Origin of the sequence: Haladaptatus halobius (assembly GCF_020618475.1) — an archaeon.
GTDB lineage: Archaea > Halobacteriota > Halobacteria > Halobacteriales > Haladaptataceae > Haladaptatus > Haladaptatus halobius.
Genome location: NZ_CP085336.1, coordinates 869,549 through 893,895 on the forward strand (window position 1 = coordinate 869,549; position 24,347 = coordinate 893,895).

Below are 24,347 nucleotides of genomic sequence, written 5' to 3' on the forward strand. Positions count from 1 at the left end.
CGAAGAACCATGCGACGAGAGAGCGATGACATATGATATATTGTTACCATCACGTTTTAATTATAAATACTCCTCCGGAAATAGTGGTATCCGCCAGCGAATTAATTCGACGTTCATAGGACGGGAAACAGACGATTTCGGCGCAACTGTTTTTGTGGCTGGCGAACGAGAACATTAGTTACGGGGAATGGGGATATGCCAGACAAACCACACCAGAACCTAGCCATCATCGGCCACGTCGACCACGGAAAGTCCACCTTAGTCGGACGACTCCTCTTCGAGACGGGGAGCGTCCCGGAGCACGTCATCGAACAGCACAAGAAGGAAGCCGAGGAGAAGGGCAAAGGCGGTTTCGAGTTCGCCTACGTGATGGACAACCTCGCCGAGGAGCGCGAGCGCGGCGTCACCATCGACATCGCCCACCAGGAGTTCGACACCGACGAGTACTATTTCACCATCGTCGATACGCCGGGTCACCGCGACTTCGTGAAGAACATGATCACGGGCGCGAGCCAAGCCGACAACGCGGTGCTCGTGGTGGGCGCGGACGACGGCGTCCAGCCGCAGACCCAAGAGCACGTCTTCCTCGCCCGCACGCTCGGCATCAACGAACTCATCGTCGCTGTGAACAAGATGGACGCGGTCAATTACGACGAAGACCGCTACCGCGAGGTGGTCGCGGAGGTGAAAGACCTGTTGAACCAAGTTCGCTTCGACACCGAGGACGCCGAGTTCATCCCGGTATCGGCGCTGGAGGGGGACAACGTCGTCGACCACAGCGACAACACGCCGTGGTACGACGGAGCCGTCGTCCTCGAAGCGTTGAACAATCTGCCCGAACCGGAACCGCCGACCGACGCGCCGCTCCGCCTGCCGATTCAGGACGTCTACACCATTTCCGGTATCGGAACCGTCCCGGTCGGGCGCGTCGAGACGGGGACGCTGAATACGGGCGACACCGTCTCCTTCCAACCGAGCGACGTGAGCGGGGACGTGAAGACCATCGAGATGCACCACGAGGAGGTGCCGCGAGCTGAACCGGGCGACAACGTCGGGTTCAACGTCCGCGGCGTTGGCAAGAACGACATTCGGCGCGGTGACGTGGCTGGCCCGGCGGACGACCCGCCGAAGGTCGCGGAGACGTTCAAAGCCCAGATCGTCGTGATGCAACACCCCTCGGTCATCACCTCGGGCTACACGCCGGTCTTCCACGCCCACACAGCGCAGGTCGCCTGCACCATTGAAGCCATCGACCAGAAGATCAACCCGGCGAGCGGCGAGGTCGAGGAGGAGAATCCCGACTTCATTCAGAGCGGCGACGCGGCGGTCGTGACCGTCAGACCGCAGAAACCGCTCTCCATCGAGCCGTCCTCTGAGATTCCCGAACTGGGGAGTTTCGCGGTGCGCGACATGGGACAGACTATTGCTGCGGGGCGGGTGCTGGAAGTGAACGAGAAGTAGGCCGGGACTACATCCCTTCACTGTTCACGCCGAACTCGTTTTCAAACCGGCGTCGAACGTCGCGGAGCGTCTTGCGGTTTTCGTCGGGCGCTTCGTTCTCGAACGACGAGAGCGCGGAGACGACCGTCTCCGCCTCCCGGTCGGACAACTTGTCGGTCTCGCTGCTGGTGTCATCGAAGAATCCTTCGCCGAATCGCTCGAACAGCGCGCTCGGCGTCTCCTCCTCCTCGAAACCGAACTCCTCTTTCACGTGCTCTCTGACGTTCAGGGCTCGCTCGCCCCCGCTCCCCCCGGCCGCGGTCTGGAACTCCGAGAGCGCCGAGATGATCGTTCTCGCCTCCGGTCGGGATAGTTCTATCGAACCGCTGTCAGTGTTCGACATTCCAAACAGTTCGACTTCGATTCCCGTAAACCGACCGGCCGATTCGAGCCGAAAACCGCGTCGCCTTTAACGGTCACGGTGTTACGAAGTCCCGTGCAGAACGTCACGGACAGAACGAGCAATCCGTTCGGAATGCGTCCCCCCTGCGAGTACGAGTGTATCCCAGGCGGAGCGCATGCAGTGTTCGGCTACGGCGACGCGAACGCCGATTTCCACGTCGTCGGGGACCACCCGGGCGTCCACGGCGGAGCCGAGACCGGCGTCCCTTTCACCGGAAGCGAGGTCGGCGAGAAACTCCAGCCGGTGCTGAACGACGCGGGTTTTCTAGGGGACGCCTACAGCGACGAACCGGCGGTGGCGAACCTGTTCGCGAGCTACCTCCACATGTGCTGTCCGCCCGACGGTCGGGAACCTACCCCGGCGGAGTACGCCGACATGGAGCGATTTTTCGACGCGGAACTCCGGGCCATCGCGGCGCACGTCCTGCTTCCGGTCGGCGAACGCGCGACCGAACACGTCTTCCGGGAGTTCACCGCAAAAGCCGAGAAGTACGACGTCGACATGGAGTCGATCCACGCGCAGGAGATCAAGGGTCGTGGATTTCTCGTCGTGCCGATTCGTGACCCGCGCGAGTGGGGGCCGCGCGACGCCGACCGACTCCGAGCGAGGCTGAACGCCATCCTCGCCTCGGACTACCAGCAGACGGTCGATTTGGGGCGATTCATGCCGGACGCCGACCCCTACGAGGTTCGGTGATTATCGAGACGACCGTCGCCGCGGTTCCGACGACGAACTCAACGGCGAGCAGCACGACGGGCAAGCCGATGAGCGAGAGCACGAGGAATCCGACGACGGCACCCACGACGAGCGCGGCGCGTTTCCACGGCGATTCGGGGCGCGGAAGCTCCATACGGGGAGAAGGACTCGAAAGCGGGTAAAGTAGTAAGAGCGTTTTTACGGTACGTTCCGGTTACCCGAGAATCGTGTTGCCAGTCACTCCGGTAGTGGCCCCGTCCACTCTTCTAAGCAGTCGTCGCTACAGAAATGGAGCGTCACTCGTTCGGTTTCGTCGGCGGTGACGCTGCGCTCGACGATCACAGTAGAGTGGAAGTCGGCGAGATCGATGAGGGTTCCGCAGTTAGCGCAGGGGGAGAACTCCTCGTCAGCGCGATCCGAGTCGGACATAACGGAAAGACGGCCTCATAATGGGTAAGTGTATTGCCTACTCGGGAAGTTCGTGAGCGTCGCGGGAGTCCGGTACTTCGGCATCTATCCGAACGGTGCTCTCGACCATCTCGCGGACGTCCTACGAGAGAACGGAGAACGCCATCGCTCGAATATACACCTCGTAGTCTGCGTGCGTGTCGCTTGCGTCTTCGGCAACCACCTCGGCCACCACGTCGATCTCCGGTCGCGCTCGGAGAGTTCACAGATACGAAGCGACACCTCGCGGTTCCAGAGGTCGACGACGCACTCGCCGACCAAGCGGTAGAGGCGGAGTGCATGCTCATCCCGGCGGCCATCCGCTCGTGAACGTCATTCGAGAACCGACGAACGACCCGTCGATACTCTCCCCTATCGAAACTCGCCATCGTCGGAGAAAACTTCGCTTTCGAGATATTAAAAGCCCTGTGACGGACTCGGCGTAGAGAACGTTCACGGACGTGGAACTACCGCCGAGCAGTTGAAATGTGGATGAAACGTAAACGAGCCGTTTACCGTCGACGCGAACCCAGTACCTTTTTAAAATGCACCGGTTATATTGAAGTACATGGCACGCGAGCAACGAAACGACCGATTACCGGGAGGAGAAGGATACCGAACGAGAAACGGTGACGGCAATCCCGGCTTGAACGACCGACGACGAGGAGAAAGCGACGCATACCAAACCGCAGAACGATGAGTGCCGAATCCAACTCGGCAGCGACCGACGGATTCGGGGGTACCGAAACGGAACATCCGGAACCCTTATCGCGCGATAAGATATTCCACATCCTCCAGACCCAACGCCGTCGGTACGCCCTGCGCTACCTGAAGGGGACGGACGGCCCGGTCGAGATGCGCGATGTCGCCGAGCAGGTGGCGGCGTGGGAGAACGACACGACGCTCCAAGCGCTCACCTCCGACGAGCGCCAGCGCGTCTACATCGCACTGTACCAATCACATCTCCCAAAGTTGGAGAGCGAGGGTATCATCGAGTACGAGAAGAGTCGCGGCATCGTCGAGCGCGGCCCGCTGGCCGACCAGTTCGATCCATATCTCGACCTCCCAGGAAAGAACGCGGAGGAAATCGAGCGGGCAGCCGAGTCAGAAACCGACGATGAAGACCCATGGTTCAGCTACTACCGCCGCATCACCACCATCGGGGTGCTGACGGCGGCGGCAGCGTGGCTCGGCGTCCCTCCCGTCTCGCTGATTCCCGATCTGGTCTGGGGCGTGGTTCTCGTCGCCGCGTTCGCGGCGGTTTCGATCGCCCAGCTCCTCACGAGCGAGACGTAAACGAACGGCGAGCCCTCAGTAGCGTTCGACGTGTTTTTCGAGCAGTTCGCGGTTGCGTCGGTTCGCCTTCCACGTGGCGTCGAAGAGCGACCCGAGGATGGGTATCGACCCGCCGAAGGCGTCGATGGCGACGTTCATTATCATTCGCGCGAGAACGTGCCGGGGAACGTCCATCAGATACGCTTCCCCGACGATGTAGAGCGAGATGAGCGCGCCGGCGGCGTCGCCGCCGACCGGAAGGATGCCGAGAACCGGGTCGAGACCGAATCGGAAGTTCGTGCCGGGGACGCGGAACGCCTCGTCCAGCAGGTTGCTCACCATCCGTACTCGCCGCATGGAACGACGCTTGTTCCGGGGCAAGTCGGCGGGGAGGTCGGAGAGGTCTGCCATGAAATAGCTCCGTCTCCGGCGCAGTTATGCCCTCCGGCCTTTCCGTGGAGTCCGCCCGCTCCGGGCCGGTGGTTCCTCGGCCAGTTCGTTTACGGGCCGCACGGACTTTTCGTCGCCCATGCGAGAGGTCGAAATCGCGTCGATACATCAGATGACGCCGCGAGTGAAACAGTTCCGACTGGTCGACGACGAACCGTTCGATTTCGAACCCGGCCAGCACACGCACCTCCACTTCGAACGAGAAGCGGAGAACGGAGACGGTGACGGGAACGGCGAGGACGAATCGGGCGATGGAAACGACGAGGGGAGAGAAGGTGGCGAGAACAGCGAGAATGAGGAAGATGACGCGGACGACGAGGTAGTTCGTCCCTACACCGCGACGTCGCTTCCGGGAACGAACAGCATCACGCTGGCGATAAAGCGGTACGACGACGGCACCGCATCGGTGTACATGCACGACCGGGAACCCGGCGATACAATTCGAATCGAAGACCTCGGCGGGAACCTCTACCTCCGAAATCTCAAATCGGACGTTGCGTTCGTCTCGACCGGCACCGGTATTACGCCGATGATGGCGATGCTGAAACAATATCTTCGAGCGGGCGAGGGGCGGGCGACCTTCCTCTACGGCGAGAAGACGCAGGAGGACATCATGTATCGTGAGACGCTCGACCAGTTAGAATCGGAACACGAGAACCTCACCGTGGCCTACTCGCTCTCCGAAACAGAGTGGGAAGGGAGAACTGGACACGTCCAAGATCACGTCGAAGCGGTGGTTCCCGACCCCGAAGCGACTGAGTTCTACGTCTGCGGCGTGCCGGAGATGGTCGTCGAAACGAAGGAGAAACTCGCGGCCATCGAAGTTCCCGACGAGTCGGTGTACAGCGAAGGATGGGAAGGCGACGCGGTGTCTGGAGATTAGTTGGACTCGTCGAACCCCCAGTGAGGATTCCACGTGACCTCTCAGAGGTGGTCGTCTGGGTCGGAAAAGTAGCCGGCGTAGCCGCCCCAATCGGTATCTCGTGCCGGTTTGACTGGCTCCGCGCCCGACGCGACCGCCTCGTCGAGAGCCGCGTCCACGCTCGTCTTCGATTCGACGTTGTGAGCGAGGGTACCCCCCTCGAACCCGCTTCCATCGGGGGAGTTGGTCGTGTCCTCGGCGAGCAGTTCGCGGGGATAGAGTGCGAGCCACGTTCCCGCTAGTTCGAAGAAGGGGACCAGAGGGTCGTCCGCTCGTTCTCGTATCGGAAGTTCGAGACCCGTTTCGGAGAACTGAACCGACGCTTCAAGGTCGGAAATGTCGAGGGGTAGATGTGCTTAAATGCGCTTAAGCCGAGAGAGAGGATCATCAGTGACCATCGGTTTATACTACCAAGTGAGAAGCGAGGAACAGAACAAAGTTATTCATCAGTCATCTTCAAGACCTGTAGTGTAGAATGAAAGGTCGCCCTTTCCGGGTGTTGCACGTCGAAGATAACGAGTTCTTCGCGACGGTCGCGTCGAATGTCCTCAGGGAAGAACCCCCCTAACGTGACGGTTCACACCGAGAATCACCGGAAGGAGGCCCTCGCCCGACTCGAACGAGAGCAGTTCGACTGCGTCGTCAGTGACTACGAGATGCCGGAGATGAACGGACTCGAACTGCTCGATGCCGTCAGGCGGGAGCACTCAGAGATTCCGGTCATCCTCATGACCGGAGGCGGTAGCGAGAAGACGGCGAGCGAGTCGATTTCGGCTGGTGTCACCGACTATCTCCGGAAGGGAACGGGCCGACGCCAGTTCGTCGTGCTCGCAAATCGAATCGAAAACGCCGTCTCGCATCGACGCACCGAGCGGGCCGTCCGCAGGCAGATCGACATCAACGACCTGATATGGGACGTCAGCCAGTCACTTCTCGAAGCGACGACCCGCGAAGAGATCGAAGAGTCCGTCTGCGAACGTCTCGCGGATTCGGAATCGTATCTCTTTGCGTGGATAGGGAAGGTGGACGGCGGGAAGGTCGTTCCGCGCGTTTCCATCGGAACCGAGGCGGAGTATCTCGACGCCGTGTTTCGCGATGGAAGGGCGGGAGACGAGTCCAGATCCTCCTCGCGGGCCGTCGAACTCGGGGAGATACAGATCATCCAGAACGTAGACGACTCGTCCGAGAAGTGGAGAGAGCAGGCGCTCGAACGCGACCGCAGCTCTAGAGCCGCGATTCCGCTCCGGTACGAAGCCTCCGTCTACGGCGTGCTAAACGTGTACGCCGACCACCCGCACGCGTTCGACGAAACCGAACAGCGCGTTCTCTCGAAGTTCGGAAACAGCATCGCGTACGCGATAAATTCGATCCGAACGCGATAGGAGTTGCTCCACCGGGAATAGCAGCTTCAGGTGTTCATCCGTATCCTCCGTCACATCCTCCGGAACGACCTGAACGTCGTACTCGGGCACGCGGACAACCTCGTGGAATCAATTCCGGAGACAGCGGAGAGCGCCGAGATAATAAAACGGAAAGCGACCGAACCGATCGACGTCAGTGAGAAGGCCCACGAGATAGGGAAGACGCTCGACAGAAAGAGCAGAACGAGGACTGCCATCGAAATCACGGGTATCGTCGAACGCGCCTGTTCCTACCCCCGAGAATCGTATCCGGACGTGGGACTCACCGCCGACCTACCAGACGTCTCTTGGGTGTACGGGGACAAGACGCTCGACACCGTCGTAAACGAGATACTGGAAAACGCGGTCCAGCACAACGACCGGGAAAGCCCGGTCGTGACTATCGCGGCGGCGACTGTCGAGTCGAACCGAAGGAAGTGGATAGAGATAACAGTCACCGACGACGGTCCGGGGATTCCGAAGGAAGAACAGTCGGTGCTCAGCGAGGGCGGGAGACGGCACTCCAGCACGGGAGCGGACTCGGTCTGGGGTTGACGAATTGGGTCGTCGGTAAGTTCGGCGGTGAACTCACATTCAACACGAACCAACCGCGAGGGAGCGCCGTGACAATTCGCCTTCCGCGTGCGGAACCGTCCGAACGACGAGAGTAGGAGGATGGGAACGACGAAAAAGGAAATCGCTATCTTACGTATAGAGCGTCGTCGAGGTGCGACACGCCGCCTTTTTTCATCCATGTTCAACAATAAGTATATATTGGTGAAGCGGAATCGTAGTGAACGAAATGAGTACGGAATTCCCGAGATTCGTCGACCGTTTCCGACAGCCGGAGTACACGGGGAAGAACCGCTGTACCCCCTGTACGATAGTCAACGTGACGATGGCTGTCTTCGTCAGTGCTGGTTTGACGTTCGTCACGCCGCTCCTCGGCGTTGTCTTCTTCGCTTTCAGTCTGGCGGCGATCTATCTTCGCGGGTATTTCGTACCCGGGACGCCGACGCTCACGAAGAGATACTTCCCCAACCGGCTGCTGCGACTGTTCGACAAGCACGAAACGGCGACGCCAGCTCCGCAGGAGACCGACCGCGAACCGGAGGAAGTGCTCACCGAAGCGAACGTAATCGCCTCGTGCGAGGAGATCGACGACCTCTGTCTCGACGAGGAATTTCGAACGACTTGGCACGACACCATGGAGCGCGTCATGGAGGAAGGTGCCGAGAAGAGCGACCTGAGCCGCATCCTCGACGCCGACGAGGCGAATCTGGAGTTCGAAGAACACGACAACGCTTTCCTCGCACGAATCGACGGCCGACGACTCGGGCAGTGGGAGTCCCGCGCCGCGCTAGTCGCCGACCTCGCCGCTGCTCGCGTACTCGGCGACCGATACGACGATTGGGACGAACTCACCGTAGATAACCAGAGTCGTATCCTGAGTGGTCTCCGTATCTTCCTCGAAACCTGCCCGGAGTGCGGCGGTACTATCACGGCGGAACAAGAGACAGTCGAGTCCTGCTGTCGCTCGATGGAGGTCGTGGCCGCGACCTGTGAGGGCTGTGACGCACGTATTTTGGAAGTCGAACAGAACCGATAATTCGGGGAGTTCGAGTCGTTCTCGAATCGACTTCGAACCGTCTCGTCGGCGCGTGCCGCGGGTCGAAATCGTCCGCTCGATTCGAGAGAGCAAAGATAGTAGTCTCGAGATCGCGATTCCGGGGGAGTGGTTCTGAAGGAGCGATTCCGAGTGCCGTTCCAAAGGAGCAGCGGCCGAGACCGCAACACCGCGATTTCCGTTGTTTCGGCGCGGAGCAAAGTCACTCGACGGGGATATTGAATTACTCTGATACACTGGTTTCTTCGATTCCTTTGATTACCTCGATCCCTCCGGTTCGGACGGTTGCGGAACGTGCGATGAAGTCGAGTTTCAGTCAACCGACGTGTAAGTTCGGCTTTCGTCGGACACCACCATTTCCGGTGTTTTGGCGGAGACGAAATCACCGAAGGACGGTCTTCTGACGATTCGAGCGTCGATAGAGGTGGATGAGCGAGCGGTTGGGTCACGTGGAGACGCTCGGATAACGACGGAGGCTGTTTGAACTCGATGGAAGAGTTCCGGCCGGTTCGTCGATGGGAGAGCACGTCTGCGTCTAAATCGGCATCGACCACGTCCGAGCGGTTCGCATCTGTAGCGTATCTATTCTCGTATCGAATCGACCCCGTGGTTTCCGCTGTTTCCCGAACCGGACCCGAGTCAAACATCGTTCGTCACCCCCGAAAGAGTGTCTGTCATTCTCCGTCTTCTACTATCGAATCTCCGCCGACGAGCCATGCGAGCGCGTGGTGATGGGCGACTTCGATGGGACAGAGACCCCGTGATTTCCGCTGTTTGGACGGGTGGAGTGAACGACGGAAATCGGACTTCGATGAGTGAAGTGTCTCGCTACCGTTCGCTTCTTGTGGACACCGGCTCTCAGACACCCACCCCATCGTTTCCGTTGTTCTTGTCTATCGGTAAAGGGGAAAAGCAGCGACGGATCTTGGGAGAGCGAGTAGTCGAATTCGAAACGAAGAAGTAGGAAAGAGGGGTCAAATGCCGAATTGCCGTCAGTAGGTGGGTGGAGACTTCATCCTTCGATTCGACAACGGGAATATGGAGTACACATCGACGGGAAACGAAGTCGGGGGAACTACCAACGAAAACAGTAGCAAAACAACGCCGAAAAAACAGGATTATAGTTGAACTGAGTTCAACCAATCCTTTGTTCTAGTACCACGGGTAAGGTTAAACGGAGTGGATGATAAAACTATCGACTCATTAGAGTCTCTTTTCTGCTATTACACTACACCCCTACCAAACACAGGAAATCGTGGGGTGGGTGTGTGTTTATAAATCCTGGGACGAACCCGAAGTATCGGGCAAACGCTAGACTTCGGAATTCTCTCGCGTCCATCTCCATACAACCGTTTTAGTCCTTTCTCCCCCTCTCTCCATCCTGCGTTTACCCCACCGTTTCCGCTGTTCTTCCCTTCCCGTCAGTCGATGGTCGAGCGAAATCGGCCGTGTTCGTACTTCCTCAATCACACACCGTTGGAGAATCGCGACCGTTAGAAATTACGACCATCGAGGAAGACGAACCTCGAACCAGACCATCGAATCCGAGTACGGACATCGGAAACAACGCACTCCTTCCAACCACGCAGATATTTAAACATCGGGAGACAGAAGAAACAACGGACGCCCCAGTTTTATATACTGTTCGGTGAAAGAGTTCGGTAATGTCATCGTTCAGTTTCGACCGAGATAACTCCCTCTACAAGAATCGAGACGCCCTCTTGGAGGAGTACACTCCCAACAATCTCGTCGGTCGGGACGACGAGTTAGAGGAGTACCACGCCGCGCTCCAGCCGATCATCAACGGCGAAGCCCCGTCGAACATCTTTCTCTACGGGAAAAGCGGCGTCGGGAAGACCGCGGCGACGCGATTCCTGCTCAAACAACTCCAAGAGGACGCCGCCCGGTACGACGATATCTCGCTTTCCGTCATCGAGATCAACTGCGACGGGCTCAATTCGAGCTATCAGGTCGCGGTTCGACTCGTCAACACGCTCCGCGACCCCGCCGACCAGATCAGCAACACCGGCTACCCGCAAGCGCAGGTCTACAGCTTCCTGTGGGACGAACTCGACAAGGTCGGTGGAACCATCATCATCGTCCTCGACGAGGTCGACCACATCAACGACAACTCTATCCTCTACCAGATTCCGCGCGCTCGGAGCAACGGTTACCTCGAACACGCCAAAATCGGTCTCATCGGAATTAGCAACGACCTCTCGTTCCGCGATTCCCTGTCGGCGAAGGTTCGTTCGTCGCTCTGCGAGAAGGAGGTCTCGTTTCCGCCGTACAACGCGACGGAACTCCAGAAGGTGCTTCGCCAGCGCGACCAAGTCGCGTTCCACGAGAGCGCGCTCGCGGAGGACGTGATTCCGCTCTGTGCCGCCTACGGCGCACAGGATGCCGGTGACGCCAGGCAAGCCCTCGACTTGCTCCTCGAAGCCGGTGACCTCGCGCGGAAAGACGCCGCGGAACAGGTGGTCGACCAGCACGTCCAAGAGGCGCGGCGGAAGCTCGAACGCGACCGAATCATGGAGGGCGTCGCGGATCTCACGCAACACGCCCGCCTCATCCTCTACGCGCTCACGTCGATCGAAGCCGAGGGAAACACCCCCGCCCGGTCGCGCGACATCCGTCCGCGCTACGAACAATTGTGCAACCACATCGGTACCGAAGCGCTCACCAGCAGACGAATGCGCGACCACCTCGCCGACCTCGCCATGCTCGGCGTCATCTCCTCGACGGAGAAAAACGAGGGAATGTCGGGTGGGAAGTACCGCGAACACGCCCTGAAACAAGACCTGCAACTCGTCGTCAGTGCACTCGAAGAGACCATCGAACTCGCCGGCGTCCACGAGAGCATCCGCCCGTACTACCAATCGCTCGTCGAAGAAAACGATAGCTAACCGGCAGCACGAGTTGACCACCAGCACAGAATGATTCAACCCTGGTTGACCATCAACACCGATTAACCACCAACGCCGGGTTTGCCCATCGCCACGAGGCTTACTCATGATTTTTCCCGGACGGCGGGGCGTCAGACACCACCATTTCCGCTGTTTTTGCTGTTTTCGAATTCCAATTTTCGATGACTGTTCGGCAAAACTCCGCTCGCCGACGAACAGCTCACGAATGACTCTTCTTTCGATAACCCTGCCGTTTCCGCTGTTCGACCCGTACTCGCGACCAGATTCAGCCACGGACACCGTTCGCTTTACTCGCCGTTCACGTCCGTCGTTCGCCCATCGTTCACCCGTCGTTCGTCCTCGCTGGCACTTTGATCACCATCGAACACCACTATTTCCGTTGTTTCCGAAATGATCGCCAGTTCGAATTAACACCACCGCTTCCGTTGTTTTCTCCGCTCAAAATCACTCTACGATGACGCTGACGCCATCATGCCCGGAGTTCTTCGGTCGTTCTCCGAGGGTCACCGGTTCGGTCGTTCGTCGCCCGTCTCGGACGAGTTTGACCTCGACCACCTCGCCAGGATGGGTTTCCGTGATGAGGTATCGCATCAGTTCCTCGTGGGAGCGGACGGCCCGGTCGTCCACGCCGACGATGACGTCCCCGCCGACCGGAATCTCGCGTCCCCGGAGCACTCGAACCGCTTCGCAGCCCACGAGGGCACCGCTCGCCGGGCCGAGGCGCACGTCGACGACGAGGACGCCGCCCGTCTCCGCCAGACCGTTCGCTTCCGCGACGAGCGGGGAGACGTCCAGTGTCGATACCTTAAGGTACGGATGCCGATAGTAACCGTCGGCGATCAGGTCGGGAACGACGCGCCCGACGATAGCAGCCGAGATGGCGAATCCGATGTTGTCGCCTTGCCGAGCACGGTTGACACCGACGACTTCGCCGTCGAGCGTCACGAGCGGACCGCCGCTGTTTCCGGGGTTGATGGCGGCGTCGGTCTGCACCGTATCGGGGATGGCGAACCCGTTGCCGGTGGGAAGCGAGCGATTCGTCCCGCTGACGATGCCCGTGGTAATGGTTCCGTCGAGACCCATCGGGTTCCCGAGGGCGGCGACTCGTTGGCCTGGTTTCGGTTCGTCCGCCGCCACCGGGAGCGGGTTCGCGTACTCCGGCAGGTCGGCTACCTGCACCACGGCGAGGTCGGTGTCGATGTCCCGGCCGACTACCCCTCCGGATCGCCAGTCGCCCTGGCTGAATCTGAGTTCCACTTCATCGGAACCGCTCACGACGTGATGATTCGTGACGACGTGCCCCTCGCGGTCGTAGACGAATCCCGACCCCGCGCCCGACCGCGCCCGTCCGGCGACGTTTCGCGGCGTGACGTAGACGGAGACGACGGAGGGGATGGTTTCGGTGTACAACTGCTCGTACGTTTTCTCCTTGCTCATGCTCCATTCCGACCGCGGGGTTTCGTTCCGACGACCGGACTTACCTGAGGTTAGGGCCGAAGACGGTTAAGTGTGTCACTCGGTAACATCTGGGTGCTCTGACCACTACGTCATTGGAGTTGTTAGAGCCTGCCGAGCGCTACCGGAACCGGTCGCCGTAACCGCGATTCGACGGAGCGCCACCACGCCAAAGGAACTGCACGCCGAACTCCTCTCTGGTGTAATCCGATGTCGCACGATCGGAACGACCAGAGAAATCGAACTGAGCGAGACGATCAGAGGAACCAAACCGACCGGGACGACCGGAGCGACCAGAATCCCGTTCCGCGATACGGTGGTAAACGGGACGACCTACGGACGAGAAAACCACGAGAGCACGAGCGGGACGACTCTGAGCGTGAATCCCATGACCGTCACGAATCCAGCCGCTACGTTCGAGGTGGGCGGCGATTCGACGAGGGCACCTCCGACCGAGCTAGTCGTCAGGCGTCGGATCGTTTCGATACGCGCCGCCCCTCGCGTTCGACGGCCGAGGCCGGAAACCCCCACGATGGAAGTCAGCGCCGGGAGTCACCGCGAAACGGGAATCGCGGGCCGTCTCGGTGGACAACGAGGAAGCCACCACCGACACGGCGACACCGAGCAAAACGAACCCCACGAGGAGGTACAGTACGGCGGTGAACGCGGCGGCGACGAGCGCGACCGCCGATACGGAAGTCGGCGCGGGAACAGTTCCCAACGACGGGCCGCCGCCGATGACCGCAAACGAGTCAAGAAACGAGCATCATTTTTTCGACGCCGAGACGCTCGGAGAACGAGACTCCAGAATAATATAGCGAAATGAGATTTATCACCTCCCACTCTCCCGTGAGAGGTACCGAACTAACTGCCCACCGTACTCGCCGTCCACCTCGAACGTCCTTTGTCCTCCGACCTGGGCCCTATTGAACTGTGGTCGTTTCGTCCGATAGATTTGTCGACGCCCGTCGTGTTCGATAGCGAGATGGTAGCCGAGAGTATCGAACCGTTTCCGTAACTTCGCACCGACTTTCGCCCCCACCGTTCGCTCGGCGTCGAGAACCGACCGGTTCGCCTCGATTTCGTCCTCGGAGTCGTTCAACAACTCGTATTGCTTCGGTCGTTTTCGTCCGCCTTCCGGCTCCTTCCTGTGTGTCCCGACGATCCACTTTCGTTCGACTCGTCCCGTTCGAACCACGCGACTCAGCGTGAGCAGCGACGGTCGGTTCACCAGGTCGATTTGGAACTCGATTCGGTCGGCGGCCATCAGTCGGTTGAACACACTTCGATTCGTTCGATACTCCCCCGTTTCGCCCGATTCGATATCGTCGACATAGCTTCTATTTCCGTGCCGAATCATCACACGAAACTCAACTTGCGGGAGTTTTTCGAATTGTTTTCCGGTGATGGAGGTGTTGCCACGCTCTCGCTCTCGCTCACGCGGAAAGTCACCCGCGAGTCGTGCGCTTTCTACCGAGATATCGTCTTCCGTAACGACAAGCAGCGCTCCCGCTGGGCCGACGACTCGTTTTCGCGTCACGTCGCCGCGGAGCGTCGGGAGGGGATGTTCGACGCACCCCGCGCTCGAAGCCAGCGCCAGCACGCTGAGCAGGGATCGACGATTCATCTCATCGCAGCGCGACGAGAACGAACGTCTCCGGTCGTTCAACTCCATATTGAATCTCGAACTCGGCGGACTCGATTAGCTCGTGCGACGTTTCGAGATCGTAGCGCTCCTCGACCGGCGGCCCGTTCTCGCCGCACCCTTCGGCGCTCCAGTCGGCGATGACTACACGTCCGCCCGGTCGGACGACGCGGGCGACTTCCGCCAGAGCATCCTCGCTGGCGAACTCGTGGAACGTCATCGTGGAGAACGCGGCGTCGAGTTCGCCGTCTTCGAACGGTAGGTCGGCGATGTCCGCCGTGACGAGCGAGACGTTTTCGGGGACGCCTTTCTCTCGGTATCGGTCGTGCATCGCTTCCTGCACGTCCACGGCGTACACGCTCCGGACGAAGGGCGCGACACCGCCGGTGTAGAAACCGGTGCCGCTCCCGAGGTCGGCGACGAAATTGTCGCCGGAGCCGTCGAGATACCCGACCAACTCGTCGCGGGAGACGTACCGATATCGCTCCGTGTCCTCCAGTTTGCTCGCCCTCTCCGGGTCGAACGTGTGAAAACCCATCTCGTCTTATCTCCGACCGCTGGCACAATAAAGAATGTTTCTCGAGTGAGTTGTGAGCTGTCCGGCACCGACACCGTCAACGCAGATTGGTTCGCCGACACGGCCACATTTTCCATATGAGTCGGTCGACCGCCCGCCCTGTCGAGGGAACTGAATTGGCCAGCTGTGTACGCTTGTCCTTCCCGGCATTCCTCCTCCTGAAGCCGTTCTTCTGGATAGTAACTAAGTTGATTCGCCAGCCTTACTAACTCGACAACTCTCCACACATCTTGGTAGATAGATATTCGGAAAGCTATCGAGATATCCGCAAGACGTAGCCTACTTCTTCACCGACGACCGTACCCCCACTCTTTCATCACGCGTTGCACGTCGTCCGAGTTCTCCAGCCCGGCGCGGATGAGTGCTTCCCGCACGTCGAGAGCCATCACCTTGTCGCCGTCGAATGTCTGACTCAGTTCGCGTTCGAGGTCGCCGATCTCCGCCGCCGTCTCGTCCTGAACGTACACTGGTACCGCTTCCCGATCGGCTTTCACGGTTCTGCGGGCGAAGATGAACGGGAGCGAATCGGCGGCCGATTCGGGTTCGGTCGTCGCGGAATCCGTCGCGTCCGTGTTCGGACTCGCAGTCTCCGAATCGTAACCGTCGAGATCGTCGCCGTAATCGTCGTCGGTCGCACCGTAGCGGTCGTCTTTGGTCATGCTTCGACCTCCGGCGTATCGACGGTTCCGTGCTCGATGATCCGGGCGAGATGCACGAAGTTCGAGAGGAGGTCGTGTTCGTACTCGCGCAGGTCGCGGGTTTCGTCGCTCTCCGCGAACTCGAACACGTTCATCTGGTTCTTCCACGCCTCTTTCAGCACGTCGCGCTTTCGCACGCCGAACGGCGTCACCGGTTTCCCGTCGGCTTCCAACTCTTCGCGCGTGTCTCGGTAGATGTTGGAATCGCCCACTTCGTTCGGAACCACGGCGAGGATTCCGAGCGTGAAACTATCGTCGAACTTCCGGAATCCGCGCTCCATGCTGTCGAGCGTATCTTCCAGCCCTTCGATGGAGATGCTTCCCTTTCGCGTGAGCTCGATGGGGATGACGACGTTTCGCGCCGCGACGAGCGCGTTGTCGACGAGAACGTTCAGCGTCGCGGGCGGGTCGATGATGAAGTAATCGTACTCCGACGCGACGGGTTTGAGCGCGGATCGAAGTTGAAACTCTCGAAGCGAGGTGTTTCGCGCGGCCATCTCGCTTTCAATGTTCGCAAGCCCTTCGTGAGACGGCAGCAGGTCGAAGTCCCCCGCTTCCACGATGAGCGAGCCAACGTCTTTCTCGTCGTCCAATAGGACGTGGCCAAGATGGTCGCGGTCGCCGGTCTTCAACTCTTGGTAGCCGACGTGGTCGGTCAAACTGCCAAGTTGGGGGTCCAAGTCGATCACGAGCACCCGTTCGCCTCGTCGTCCCAGCGCGGCGGCTACATTGGTCGCCATGGTCGTCTTGCCGACCCCGCCGGATTCGCTCCACAGTGTGATGGCCCGTTTCATACAGTCGGTCGTTATACGCTTACCCCTCATAAAATCTCGTCAGACAATTGGGTTGAACTATTCGGATAGCTATCTAGATAGCTATCTGTCCGGATAGAATCTTGGATAACTTTTCAGATATCCGAAATACGGGGCCATTATTCACCTGTTTTACGTCCCACTGCCGGGTGGGGCTCCCTGGCGAGTTAGCTATCTCTTCAGATAGCTCTCTGGATATCTTTCCGTAACGTCCGCCAGTTCGCTTCTTTCTCCTGTCCCGAATCCGGAAAGCTATCCGGATAGCTCCATAGAAATATCCCTACGAAGACCCCCCAGCTTTCGCTACAGCTCTACGTCCCGGCCGTTCCCCGTCGTCTCCGCTCGTTCGAGAACGTGCTCGCTCGCGGCGGCGTCTAACACGGCGGAGCCGACGCTTTCGACGACGATGATTTCGGATTCGGCGTCGCGGCCGGGGCGTCCGTCGAACACGTCCGAGAGCGGCACGAGGTCGTCTTCCGCGAAGTCGGTCGCCCGCAGATCGCCGATTTCCGCAACCTCGCCGGGGACATCGGCTAAGACCTCGTCGGCGCGCTCGAACGTCGCGCGGTCGAGTTCGCGCATCTCGGCGGTGTACGCGCCGACGGCGACGACGAGCGTTCCCGGTTCGAGCGCGTCGCCGGGAAAGACGGGCGAGGTCGCCGTCGTCGCGGTAACGACGACGTTCGCGTTCGAGACGGCGTCGCGCGGCGATTCGACCGCTCTCGTCGGAACGTCGAGCTCCGATTCGAGTTCCGCCGCGCACTCGCGTTTGGAGTCGCTCGGCGAGTACACCCGAACCGATTCGAGCTCGGTCGCTTCGGCGATGCAGCGCGCCTGCCATCGGGCCTGCGTTCCAGCACCGACGAGCGCGAGTTCGACCGGCGACTGTGCGAGCTCGGCGGCTGAGAGTCCGCCGATACAGCCGGTTCTCGCGTTCGTGATCCTCGTCCCGGCGACGAAGGCGGCCGGTTCCCCCGTCTCGGCGTCCGTGAGCGCGATCTGCGCGTTGACGGTCGGACGCCCTCGGTTGGCGTTCCCCTCGTGAACCGCGACCAGTTTCGTGGCGTAATGGTCTGCCCCGTGAACGTAGGCGGGCATGATGAGTCCGGTTCCGAGCGGGTCGTCGCCCGTGAGTCCCGCGCCGACCGGGAAATGCGGTCTGGCGGGGCGTTCGACTTCGCCGCGACCCTGCTTGACGAAGGCGTCGCGGACGACCGGTAGCAGAGACGCGATATCGAGGAGGGACGCAACGTCGGCGTCGGAGAGGATTCGAACCATGGCGGCGTTTCGTCCCGGTCCATCTTATCTTCCGGCGGTGGAACCATTACCCGGCGGTTCGTACTCCGAGTCATGCAAGTGGTCATCGTCGGCGGAGGTATCGTGGGCTGTGCGGGCGCGTACTACCTCGCCGAGCGCGGAGCCGATGTCGTCGTCTGCGAGCGCTCGAACATTGGAGCCGGGAGCACAGAACGCTCCGCGGGCGGTATCCGCGCCCAGTTCTCGACGCCCGTCAACGTCGCGCTCTCGCAGGCAAGCGCGCAGGTCTGGGAGCAATTCGAGGAGGAGTTCGACACCGACATCGCCTACCGCCGCCCCGGCTACCTCTTTCTGGCGCGCGAAGAAGCGACCGCGGAGGGGTTCGCCGACGCCGTCGCCGTGCAGAACGAACGGGGCGTCCCGAGCGAACTGCTAACGCCCGAAGAAGCCCAAGAACGCTGCCCCGGTCTACGGTGCGAAGCGTTCCGTGCCGCGACGTACTCCCCAACCGACGGCTTCGCGGACCCACACCTCGCGCTCCAAGGATTCGCCACGGGTACCCGCGAATCGGGTGCCGAGATTCGAACCGGTGTTGAGGTGACGGGCGTGCTCCGCGAGGAGGACGCGGTCGTCGGCGTCGAGACGACCGGGGGCCGAATCGAGGCGGATTTCGTCGTCAACGCCGCAGGCCCGTGGGCGCGGCGAATCGCCGGGATGGTGGGCATCGATCTCCCCGTCGTCCCCGAACGCCGTCAGATCGTCGTCGTCGAGCCTGAAACCCCGGTTCCTGAGTCGGTGCCAATGACCATCGACCTCGACACCGGGTCGTACTTCCGCCCCGAGCGTGACGGTGCCGCGCTCGTCGGGGGTCACTTCTCGTCTCCAGCGAGCGCCGACCCGGACGCCTACGACCGAACGACCGACCTGGACTGGACGGTCGAGGCGCTGGAACACGCCGCCGACTGCGCGACCTACTTCGGCCTGGACTCCCGCGTCCGCCGCGGCTGGGCGGGCCTGTACGCCGTCACGCCCGACCACCACCCCATCATCGAGGAGACGGTTCCGGGGTTCGTGAACGCGGTCGGCTTCTCGGGCCATGGGTTCCAGCACGCGCCCGCGACCGGAAAACTCGTCGCGGAACTCGTCTTCGAGGGGAGTGCGTCGCTCGTGGATATCTCGGGATTGGACGGCGCGCGATTCGAGGAGGAGCGGACGGTCGAAGAGTGGAATGTGGCCTGATACGCGGGCGCATCTTCCGTACCGCTCGATTCCGCTCGACTTGCTGGCGACCGTACAACTATATCCCTCGCGTGAGACGTGCCATCGATGACCGAGACGTTCGAACTGACGGACTTCTACGATCTGACGCTCGCGGCCGACATCGCGCTCTCGCCGGACGGCGACCGCCTCGCTTTCGTCGCGAGCGAGTTCGACCGGGACGAAGACGAACGGCGAACGTCCCAGTTCGTCGTCCCGACCGACGGAAGCGACGACCCGTATCGACTCTCGCGGGCGTCCGACGCCGGGTCGCCAAAGTGGTCGCCCGACGGGTCGAAACTCGGATTTCTGGCCGCCCGCGATGAGGACACCGCGCTTTCGGTGCGCGACGATTCGGACGGCGAGGGCGCCGAAGACGCCGAAGACGGCGAGAACGACGCGGCGGGAACCGGCGACGAGGAACCGAAATCGCAGGTGTGGGTGTTCGACCTCGAACGCGGCGGCGACGCCAGGCAGGTGACCGACCGCGAGGAGGGCGTCCGCGAGTTCGACTGGGGACCGGAGAGCGACCGCCTCGTGGTCGCTGCGCGCGACCCGACCGAGGCGGAGCAGGAGTATCTCGCCGACCAACGGGACGGCGGCCCGGTCGAGATAGAGCGCCTCCAGCACCGATTCGACGGGAAGGGCTTTCTGGACGACGTGACGACCTACCTGTTCGTTGTCGACGTGGCGACTCGGGAGGAACGCCGATTGGACAACACCTACGGCGGCGGGACGTACGAACCCATGTCCGGCCTGCGACCGACGTGGGGACCGGAGCGAATCGCGTTCATCTCGAACCGCACCGAGCGTCCGGACGATTCGAGCGTGATGGACGTGTACACCATCGACCCGGACAGGAGCGACCTCCGTCGGGTCACGGACTCCGAACTCACCGCGGGTGCGCCCCGGTGGAGTTCCGACGGTTCTCGCCTCGCGTTCGTCGGGAGCGACGCTACGAACTGGCACGTTCCGACGCAGGTGTACGTCGCGGAAGACGACGAGTACCGGTCGATCACCGCATCGCTCGACAGAACCGTCTCCCACGCGAGCAGACTCCGCTGGCTGGACGACGAGACGGTTCTCGCGCCCATCGCTGACGAGGGGAGCGTCCGGCTCGTGCGCTGTTTCGCAGACGGGAGCGACCCCGAGTTCGCCTTCGGGTCGCGGGGCGATTACCGGACGATTCGAACGTTCGACTTCGCTGGCGAGAAGGCGGCCTTCCTGCTCACCGAACCCGAGACGGTCGGCGACCTGTACGCGATGGACGCGGGTGAACTCGCAACCGGCGAACCGACTCGGCTCACCGACCTCAACGGGGCGTTCGAGGAGACCCACGCGATGCCGGGTTGCCAGCGCGTCGTCTTCGAGAACGACGCGGGCGACGATATCGAAGGTATCGCCTACTACCCTCCCGATTTCGTCCCCGACGACCCCGACCCCCGCCCGCTTGTCGTCTCGATTCACGGCGGGCCGGTCTCCTACGACGCGCCCGAGTTCCAGTTCGAGTACGCCTACTGGGCCGACCGCGGTTACGTCGTGCTCCGGCCCAACTACCGTGGCAGTAGCTCCTACGGGCGCGAGTTCAGCGAAGTCATCCGCGGGAAGTGGGGGCCGCGAGAAGTCGAAGACGTGCTCGCGGGCGTCGATCACCTCGTCGAACGCGGCTGGGTCGATTCCGACCGCACCTTCGTCACTGGCTTCTCCTACGGCGGTATCACGACCGGCTATCTCGTCACGAGTACGAATCGGTTCGCGGCCGCGGCGGCGGAACACGGCATCTACGACCTGCGGTCGTGCTACGGCACCGACGACGCCCACAAGTGGTGGGAGAACGATTTCGGCCTGCCGTGGGAGAATCCGGAGGCGTACGACGCCGCCTCCAGCATCACGGACGTAGGTAACGTCGAAACGCCTCTCTTGGTCACGGCGGGCGGCGAAGACTGGCGCTGTCCACCCTCGCAGTCCGAACAGCTCTACGTCAGCGTGAAAAAGCAGGGCGTCCCGTCGAAACTGGTCGTCTATCCCGACGAAAACCACAACATCGGCGACCCCGACCGCGCCGTTCACCGTCTCGAACAGTTGACCGAGTGGTTCGAGACGCACGACCCCGGTCGGGTGTAATGGTTCATTAGTTCTTGAACGGTCGCGCTGCTTATTCGCTCACTCGGCCTACCCTCGCTCGGAGGAAATAAGTGATGAGTGAAACCGAAACGAGAGAGCAAACGACGCGGAGAACCGATACCGGGGAGTCGAATCTGAGGTGGCTGAGCGGTTTCGTGTCGCTGGTCGGCGCGTGGATATTCATCTCGGCGTTCGTCTACCCGACGATGTCCGTCGCGAGCTACTGGAACAACCTCATCATCGGGGCCGCCATCTTCCTCGTCGCGGGGTATAACTACTACCGCATGTCGAAGGGGCTGTCCGCCAGCGTCGGCAGTTCGTCGTTCGTCGCGCTGCTGGGGCTGTGGATGATACTCGTGCCGTTCGTCATGGCCGTGGGCGAAGCGTTCTGGAGCGACGTCATCTCCGGGGTAATCGTCGCGGTCGTCGCCGGGTATAACGCCTACGCCGGCCGAGGGACGAGAACTGGCGCAACCGCCGGAACCACTTAACTTCGTTCCAATTTCTTCAGCCGAAACGCGGCGAGATGGTAGCGAGTGACGAGCACGGCGAACCCGACCATGACGAGCGCGAACAGCGCGTGGAACGCGAGTTCCGTTTCGTGCGAGTAGCCGTTCCATAACTGGGCGACCCCGAGCGCCACGGGGCCGAAACTGAACAGGCCGGTCTGTACCGGTAGTTCGCGGCACAGTTCGCGGAAGGAAACGGTTGCTTTGTCGGTCATCAATCGGTTCTTAACGCGACTCACGAGCGCACCATCAATACCGTTTCGAAATCGATTCGATCACTCCCTGGAGGTGTCGTCTCTCGGAACGTATACCGTTATCTCGCCGCTACCGCGAACGGAAATCTTGCAATTACAGGCAGTAAAGACGACCTTTCCGTCCTCCCGCGGCGTTCCGTCGTGTTTTCGACTGAAGATGGCGTCAAGTGCGTCCGGGTCGATACTGTCGTAGAGCCACGTCGTCTTGTCATCGTCTGTTCCGACGATAGCCTCTACTTCCCGGATTATCCGCGTGCTGACATCGTCGTCACCTCCTTTGATTCGATACGCCACGTACTCGTCACGGTCGAGTTCCGCCACTCGTTCTGTCAGTTGCTCTTCTCTCATAGTCTCACGAACCGTTACTGTTCAATTGATGGGGCAAACTGGTTACAAGGATAAAAGAACCTCGATAATAATTAAAATCAACAGACCATTCCGTTTCACCGACTGTGCCGAAAACCGTCAGTATCTCGATCTTATCGGATCGGTGTCTTCCATCGGAAATCGCGTGGCGGCGCCACGATCCTCGACGAACATCCGATTTTGGCGCTCGAAACGCGGGGGACGAAAGGCGGATAGCGACCCTACTCTTTCGAGCGCGTTCGCCAGAGGAACGCCGAGAGCGCGAGCGCGACGAGCGCCAGTAGGGCCGTGAATCCGGGGAGGCTCGATTTTCCTCCCGAGGCCGATCCGTCCGTCGTCTCGCTTTTCGTCGACCCCCCTGCTCTGTCGTCGCGCTCATCGGTCGTTCGCGCCGAATCGGAGCCGTGTCCGTCCGAACCGAGGTGGAGCACCCAACCGTCCATCCCCGTCGCACCGAAGCCGCCAGTCTGTCCCGCGAGGAGGTAGCCGCCGTCGTGCGCCCAAATCGCGGGCCACGGCTTGTCCCACGAGGTGCTTCCGTGGGCCGTCTCCCGCTGGACGCGCCCGTCCGAGTCGGTCTTCACGACGTACCCGTCCGCGCTGCCGATTCCACCCGTCAGCGTTCCGCCGGTGAACAGGTATCCCCCGTCCTCCGTTCGCGTTACCGAGTCGAGCCAATCGTCGCGCTCCCCGCCGTACCGTTCTTCCCACGTGAGTTCGCCGTTCGCGCCGTAGCGAAGCGCCCAGCCGTCGCGGGAGTCGCCGCTTTCCGACTCGCCCGCGAGCACGACTCCGCCGTCACCGCCCGCCGCCGCCCAGACGGCTTCACTGGCCGAGCCACCCCGCGTCCGCTGCCAGCGTCGGTCTCCCCCGTTTCCGACCCGTAGCGTCCACGCGTCTTGGCTTTCGCCCTCCACCTCGCCGGCGAGGAAGTAGCCGTTCGACGTCGGAACGACCGCCTTCAGTCGCCCCGTCGAGTAGCCGTCCGGGGCGGCGTAGGTTCGCTCCCACGTTCTCGACCCCGAACCGTCGAGTTTTAAGAGCCATCCCGCCGCGCCGGAGTCGCCCCGCGTCCATCCCGCGAGAACGTACCCCTCGCCGTCGCGCTCCACCCCGTAGAACGCTCCGACGCCGGGCGTTCGCTCGTTCCGCGTCGCACCGTCGGGGGCGAGTTCGACCACCCAGCCTCGCGCCCCTCCGTCGCGATCCGTTCGCCCGGCGACCACGTACCTGTCGTCCGTCGAGACGACCGAGTACAGCCTGTCGGTCCCCGGTCCGCTGAGCGTTCGCGCCCACTCCTGTTCGCCGTCCGCGCCTATCTTCACGACCCAGCCGTCGATTCCGGTGCCGGAACGCTCCGTCTCGCCGGCGAGGACGTAGCCGCCGTCTTCGGTTCGGGCGATGTCGGCGAAGATGTCGTCGCCCGAACCGCCGTAGGTTCGGTTCCAGCTTTCGGCCGGTTCCGGTTCCGTCTCCGCCTCGACCGCGCTTCCGAACAGGGTCGTGACCCCTGCGCAGGACGCGACGAGCACGACGAACACGAGTGTCGCAGTGCGTGTCATGCGCGTTGGTCGCGGACGACCGAGTTTGTTATGCCGTGACTGCGCAGCGAACAGGACGCCACTGAACGTCGGTAGCCCGCATTTGCTCCGCCGGAATCCAAACCGATTCCTCGGTGCGGGACGCGCTCCAGCGCATGGTTCGAACCGCAGTTCTCTTCGCGCTGCTCGGAACAGTCTCGTGGGT

The 24,347-nt window shown here is 61.3% G+C and carries 28 protein-coding genes; 14 read left to right on the plus strand and 14 right to left on the minus strand.

Going from position 1 to position 24,347, the window contains the following annotated elements:
• Positions 1-195 precede the first annotated feature (195 nt).
• A complete protein-coding gene (gene tuf, locus LIW51_RS21265) occupies positions 196-1,461 on the plus strand; it encodes a translation elongation factor EF-1 subunit alpha (protein ID WP_227377021.1) in 1,266 nt (421 codons plus the stop codon).
• A 7-nt stretch (positions 1,462-1,468) separates the two neighbouring features.
• On the opposite strand, the gene LIW51_RS21270 is transcribed toward tuf, so the two are convergent.
• Positions 1,469-1,843: a hypothetical protein gene (locus LIW51_RS21270; RefSeq protein WP_227377022.1), complete on the minus strand. Its 375-nt coding sequence runs from the start codon at positions 1,841-1,843 to the stop codon at positions 1,469-1,471.
• A 93-nt stretch (positions 1,844-1,936) separates the two neighbouring features.
• Between LIW51_RS21270 and LIW51_RS21275 the strand changes: the two genes are divergently transcribed.
• Entirely contained in the window at positions 1,937-2,599 is a 663-nt protein-coding gene (locus tag LIW51_RS21275; protein WP_227377023.1) for a uracil-DNA glycosylase family protein, read from the plus strand.
• Here the strand turns inward: LIW51_RS21275 and LIW51_RS21280 are convergent.
• Both LIW51_RS21280 and LIW51_RS21285 read right to left on the minus strand, forming a co-directional pair.
• A complete protein-coding gene (locus LIW51_RS21280; protein ID WP_227377024.1) occupies positions 2,565-2,753 on the minus strand; it encodes a hypothetical protein in 189 nt (62 codons plus the stop codon). The two genes, LIW51_RS21275 and LIW51_RS21280, sit on opposite strands and share 35 nt — an antisense overlap.
• Positions 2,754-2,836: 83 nt before the next feature.
• Positions 2,837-3,028 (minus strand): DUF7576 family protein, encoded by a 192-nt coding sequence (locus LIW51_RS21285; protein ID WP_227377026.1) that lies wholly within the window; start codon positions 3,026-3,028, stop codon positions 2,837-2,839.
• Positions 3,029-3,080: 52 nt separating this feature from the next.
• Here LIW51_RS21285 and LIW51_RS21290 point away from each other — a divergent pair, with 52 nt between their 5' ends.
• From LIW51_RS21290 to LIW51_RS21295, 3 genes are all read left to right on the plus strand, one after another.
• Positions 3,081-3,335, plus strand: coding sequence for a hypothetical protein (locus LIW51_RS21290; protein WP_227377027.1), 255 nt, complete (start codon positions 3,081-3,083; stop codon positions 3,333-3,335).
• 279 nt (positions 3,336-3,614) lie between these two features.
• The gene (locus LIW51_RS38655) at positions 3,615-3,746 is read left to right on the plus strand and encodes a hypothetical protein (RefSeq protein WP_255767520.1); all 132 of its coding nucleotides are present in this window, start codon (positions 3,615-3,617) and stop codon (positions 3,744-3,746) included.
• Positions 3,743-4,342, plus strand: coding sequence for a DUF7344 domain-containing protein (locus LIW51_RS21295; protein ID WP_227377028.1), 600 nt, complete (start codon positions 3,743-3,745; stop codon positions 4,340-4,342). Before LIW51_RS38655 ends, LIW51_RS21295 begins: the two co-directional genes overlap by 4 nt.
• 15 nt (positions 4,343-4,357) lie before the next feature.
• On the opposite strand, the gene LIW51_RS21300 is transcribed toward LIW51_RS21295, so the two are convergent.
• The gene (locus LIW51_RS21300) at positions 4,358-4,732 is read right to left on the minus strand and encodes a DUF4112 domain-containing protein (protein WP_227377029.1); all 375 of its coding nucleotides are present in this window, start codon (positions 4,730-4,732) and stop codon (positions 4,358-4,360) included.
• A 118-nt stretch (positions 4,733-4,850) separates the two neighbouring features.
• Between LIW51_RS21300 and LIW51_RS21305 the strand changes: the two genes are divergently transcribed.
• A complete protein-coding gene (locus tag LIW51_RS21305) occupies positions 4,851-5,654 on the plus strand; it encodes a ferredoxin--NADP reductase (RefSeq protein ID WP_227377030.1) in 804 nt (267 codons plus the stop codon).
• Positions 5,655-5,695: 41 nt separating this feature from the next.
• Here LIW51_RS21305 and LIW51_RS39350 read toward each other — a convergent pair whose 3' ends face one another.
• On the minus strand, positions 5,696-6,031 hold the full coding sequence (locus tag LIW51_RS39350) for a VOC family protein (protein WP_368411858.1): 336 nt from the start codon (positions 6,029-6,031) through the stop codon (positions 5,696-5,698).
• Between the two features lie 204 nt (positions 6,032-6,235).
• On the opposite strand from LIW51_RS39350, the gene LIW51_RS21315 reads away from it, so the two are divergent.
• The 4 genes from LIW51_RS21315 to LIW51_RS21330 all read left to right on the plus strand — a co-directional run bounded on the left by LIW51_RS21315 (position 6,236) and on the right by LIW51_RS21330 (position 11,626).
• Positions 6,236-7,075 (plus strand): response regulator, encoded by an 840-nt coding sequence (locus LIW51_RS21315; protein WP_227377032.1) that lies wholly within the window; start codon positions 6,236-6,238, stop codon positions 7,073-7,075.
• Positions 7,076-7,105: 30 nt separating this feature from the next.
• The gene (locus LIW51_RS21320) at positions 7,106-7,648 is read left to right on the plus strand and encodes a sensor histidine kinase (protein WP_227377033.1); all 543 of its coding nucleotides are present in this window, start codon (positions 7,106-7,108) and stop codon (positions 7,646-7,648) included.
• 247 nt (positions 7,649-7,895) lie between these two features.
• Positions 7,896-8,702 carry a DUF8054 domain-containing protein gene (locus tag LIW51_RS21325; protein ID WP_227377034.1) on the plus strand — a complete coding sequence of 269 codons (807 nt, stop codon included), beginning with the start codon at positions 7,896-7,898 and terminating at the stop codon, positions 8,700-8,702.
• Positions 8,703-10,384: 1,682 nt separating this feature from the next.
• A complete protein-coding gene (locus tag LIW51_RS21330; protein ID WP_227377035.1) occupies positions 10,385-11,626 on the plus strand; it encodes an orc1/cdc6 family replication initiation protein in 1,242 nt (413 codons plus the stop codon).
• Between the two features lie 465 nt (positions 11,627-12,091).
• On the opposite strand, the gene LIW51_RS21335 is transcribed toward LIW51_RS21330, so the two are convergent.
• The gene (locus LIW51_RS21335; RefSeq protein ID WP_227377036.1) at positions 12,092-13,084 is read right to left on the minus strand and encodes a S1C family serine protease; all 993 of its coding nucleotides are present in this window, start codon (positions 13,082-13,084) and stop codon (positions 12,092-12,094) included.
• Between the two features lie 70 nt (positions 13,085-13,154).
• Here LIW51_RS21335 and LIW51_RS21340 point away from each other — a divergent pair, with 70 nt between their 5' ends.
• Positions 13,155-13,928, plus strand: a complete 774-nt coding sequence (locus tag LIW51_RS21340) for a hypothetical protein (RefSeq protein ID WP_227377037.1) — start codon at positions 13,155-13,157, stop codon at positions 13,926-13,928.
• Positions 13,929-13,934: 6 nt separating this feature from the next.
• On the opposite strand, the gene LIW51_RS21345 is transcribed toward LIW51_RS21340, so the two are convergent.
• The 5 genes from LIW51_RS21345 to LIW51_RS21365 all read right to left on the minus strand — a co-directional run bounded on the left by LIW51_RS21345 (position 13,935) and on the right by LIW51_RS21365 (position 18,112).
• A complete protein-coding gene (locus LIW51_RS21345) occupies positions 13,935-14,729 on the minus strand; it encodes a hypothetical protein (protein ID WP_227377039.1) in 795 nt (264 codons plus the stop codon).
• Between the two features lies 1 nt (position 14,730).
• Complete coding sequence (locus LIW51_RS21350) at positions 14,731-15,285, minus strand: class I SAM-dependent methyltransferase (protein WP_227377041.1); 555 nt, start codon at positions 15,283-15,285, stop codon at positions 14,731-14,733.
• Positions 15,286-15,611: 326 nt separating this feature from the next.
• Positions 15,612-15,983 carry a DUF7970 domain-containing protein gene (locus LIW51_RS21355; protein ID WP_227377042.1) on the minus strand — a complete coding sequence of 124 codons (372 nt, stop codon included), beginning with the start codon at positions 15,981-15,983 and terminating at the stop codon, positions 15,612-15,614.
• Positions 15,980-16,846: a ParA family protein gene (locus tag LIW51_RS21360; RefSeq protein WP_227377044.1), complete on the minus strand. Its 867-nt coding sequence runs from the start codon at positions 16,844-16,846 to the stop codon at positions 15,980-15,982. The genes LIW51_RS21355 and LIW51_RS21360 overlap by 4 nt, the downstream gene beginning before the upstream one ends.
• A gap of 291 nt (positions 16,847-17,137) precedes the next feature.
• Positions 17,138-18,112, minus strand: coding sequence for an ornithine cyclodeaminase family protein (locus LIW51_RS21365; RefSeq protein WP_227377045.1), 975 nt, complete (start codon positions 18,110-18,112; stop codon positions 17,138-17,140).
• Between the two features lie 72 nt (positions 18,113-18,184).
• Between LIW51_RS21365 and LIW51_RS21370 the strand changes: the two genes are divergently transcribed.
• The 3 genes from LIW51_RS21370 to LIW51_RS21380 all read left to right on the plus strand — a co-directional run bounded on the left by LIW51_RS21370 (position 18,185) and on the right by LIW51_RS21380 (position 21,963).
• Positions 18,185-19,330: an NAD(P)/FAD-dependent oxidoreductase gene (locus tag LIW51_RS21370; RefSeq protein ID WP_227377046.1), complete on the plus strand. Its 1,146-nt coding sequence runs from the start codon at positions 18,185-18,187 to the stop codon at positions 19,328-19,330.
• Between the two features lie 87 nt (positions 19,331-19,417).
• Positions 19,418-21,472: a S9 family peptidase gene (locus LIW51_RS21375; protein WP_227377047.1), complete on the plus strand. Its 2,055-nt coding sequence runs from the start codon at positions 19,418-19,420 to the stop codon at positions 21,470-21,472.
• Positions 21,473-21,546: 74 nt separating this feature from the next.
• On the plus strand, positions 21,547-21,963 hold the full coding sequence (locus tag LIW51_RS21380) for an SPW repeat domain-containing protein (protein WP_227377048.1): 417 nt from the start codon (positions 21,547-21,549) through the stop codon (positions 21,961-21,963).
• Here LIW51_RS21380 and LIW51_RS21385 read toward each other — a convergent pair.
• The 3 genes from LIW51_RS21385 to LIW51_RS21395 all read right to left on the minus strand — a co-directional run bounded on the left by LIW51_RS21385 (position 21,960) and on the right by LIW51_RS21395 (position 24,163).
• On the minus strand, positions 21,960-22,220 hold the full coding sequence (locus tag LIW51_RS21385) for a hypothetical protein (protein WP_227377049.1): 261 nt from the start codon (positions 22,218-22,220) through the stop codon (positions 21,960-21,962). The two genes, LIW51_RS21380 and LIW51_RS21385, sit on opposite strands and share 4 nt — an antisense overlap.
• Before the next feature lie 36 nt (positions 22,221-22,256).
• Positions 22,257-22,583: a HalOD1 output domain-containing protein gene (locus LIW51_RS21390; RefSeq protein ID WP_227377050.1), complete on the minus strand. Its 327-nt coding sequence runs from the start codon at positions 22,581-22,583 to the stop codon at positions 22,257-22,259.
• Positions 22,584-22,822: 239 nt separating this feature from the next.
• Positions 22,823-24,163, minus strand: a complete 1,341-nt coding sequence (locus tag LIW51_RS21395) for a PGF-CTERM sorting domain-containing protein (protein ID WP_227377051.1) — start codon at positions 24,161-24,163, stop codon at positions 22,823-22,825.
• Positions 24,164-24,347: the final 184 nt, after the last annotated feature.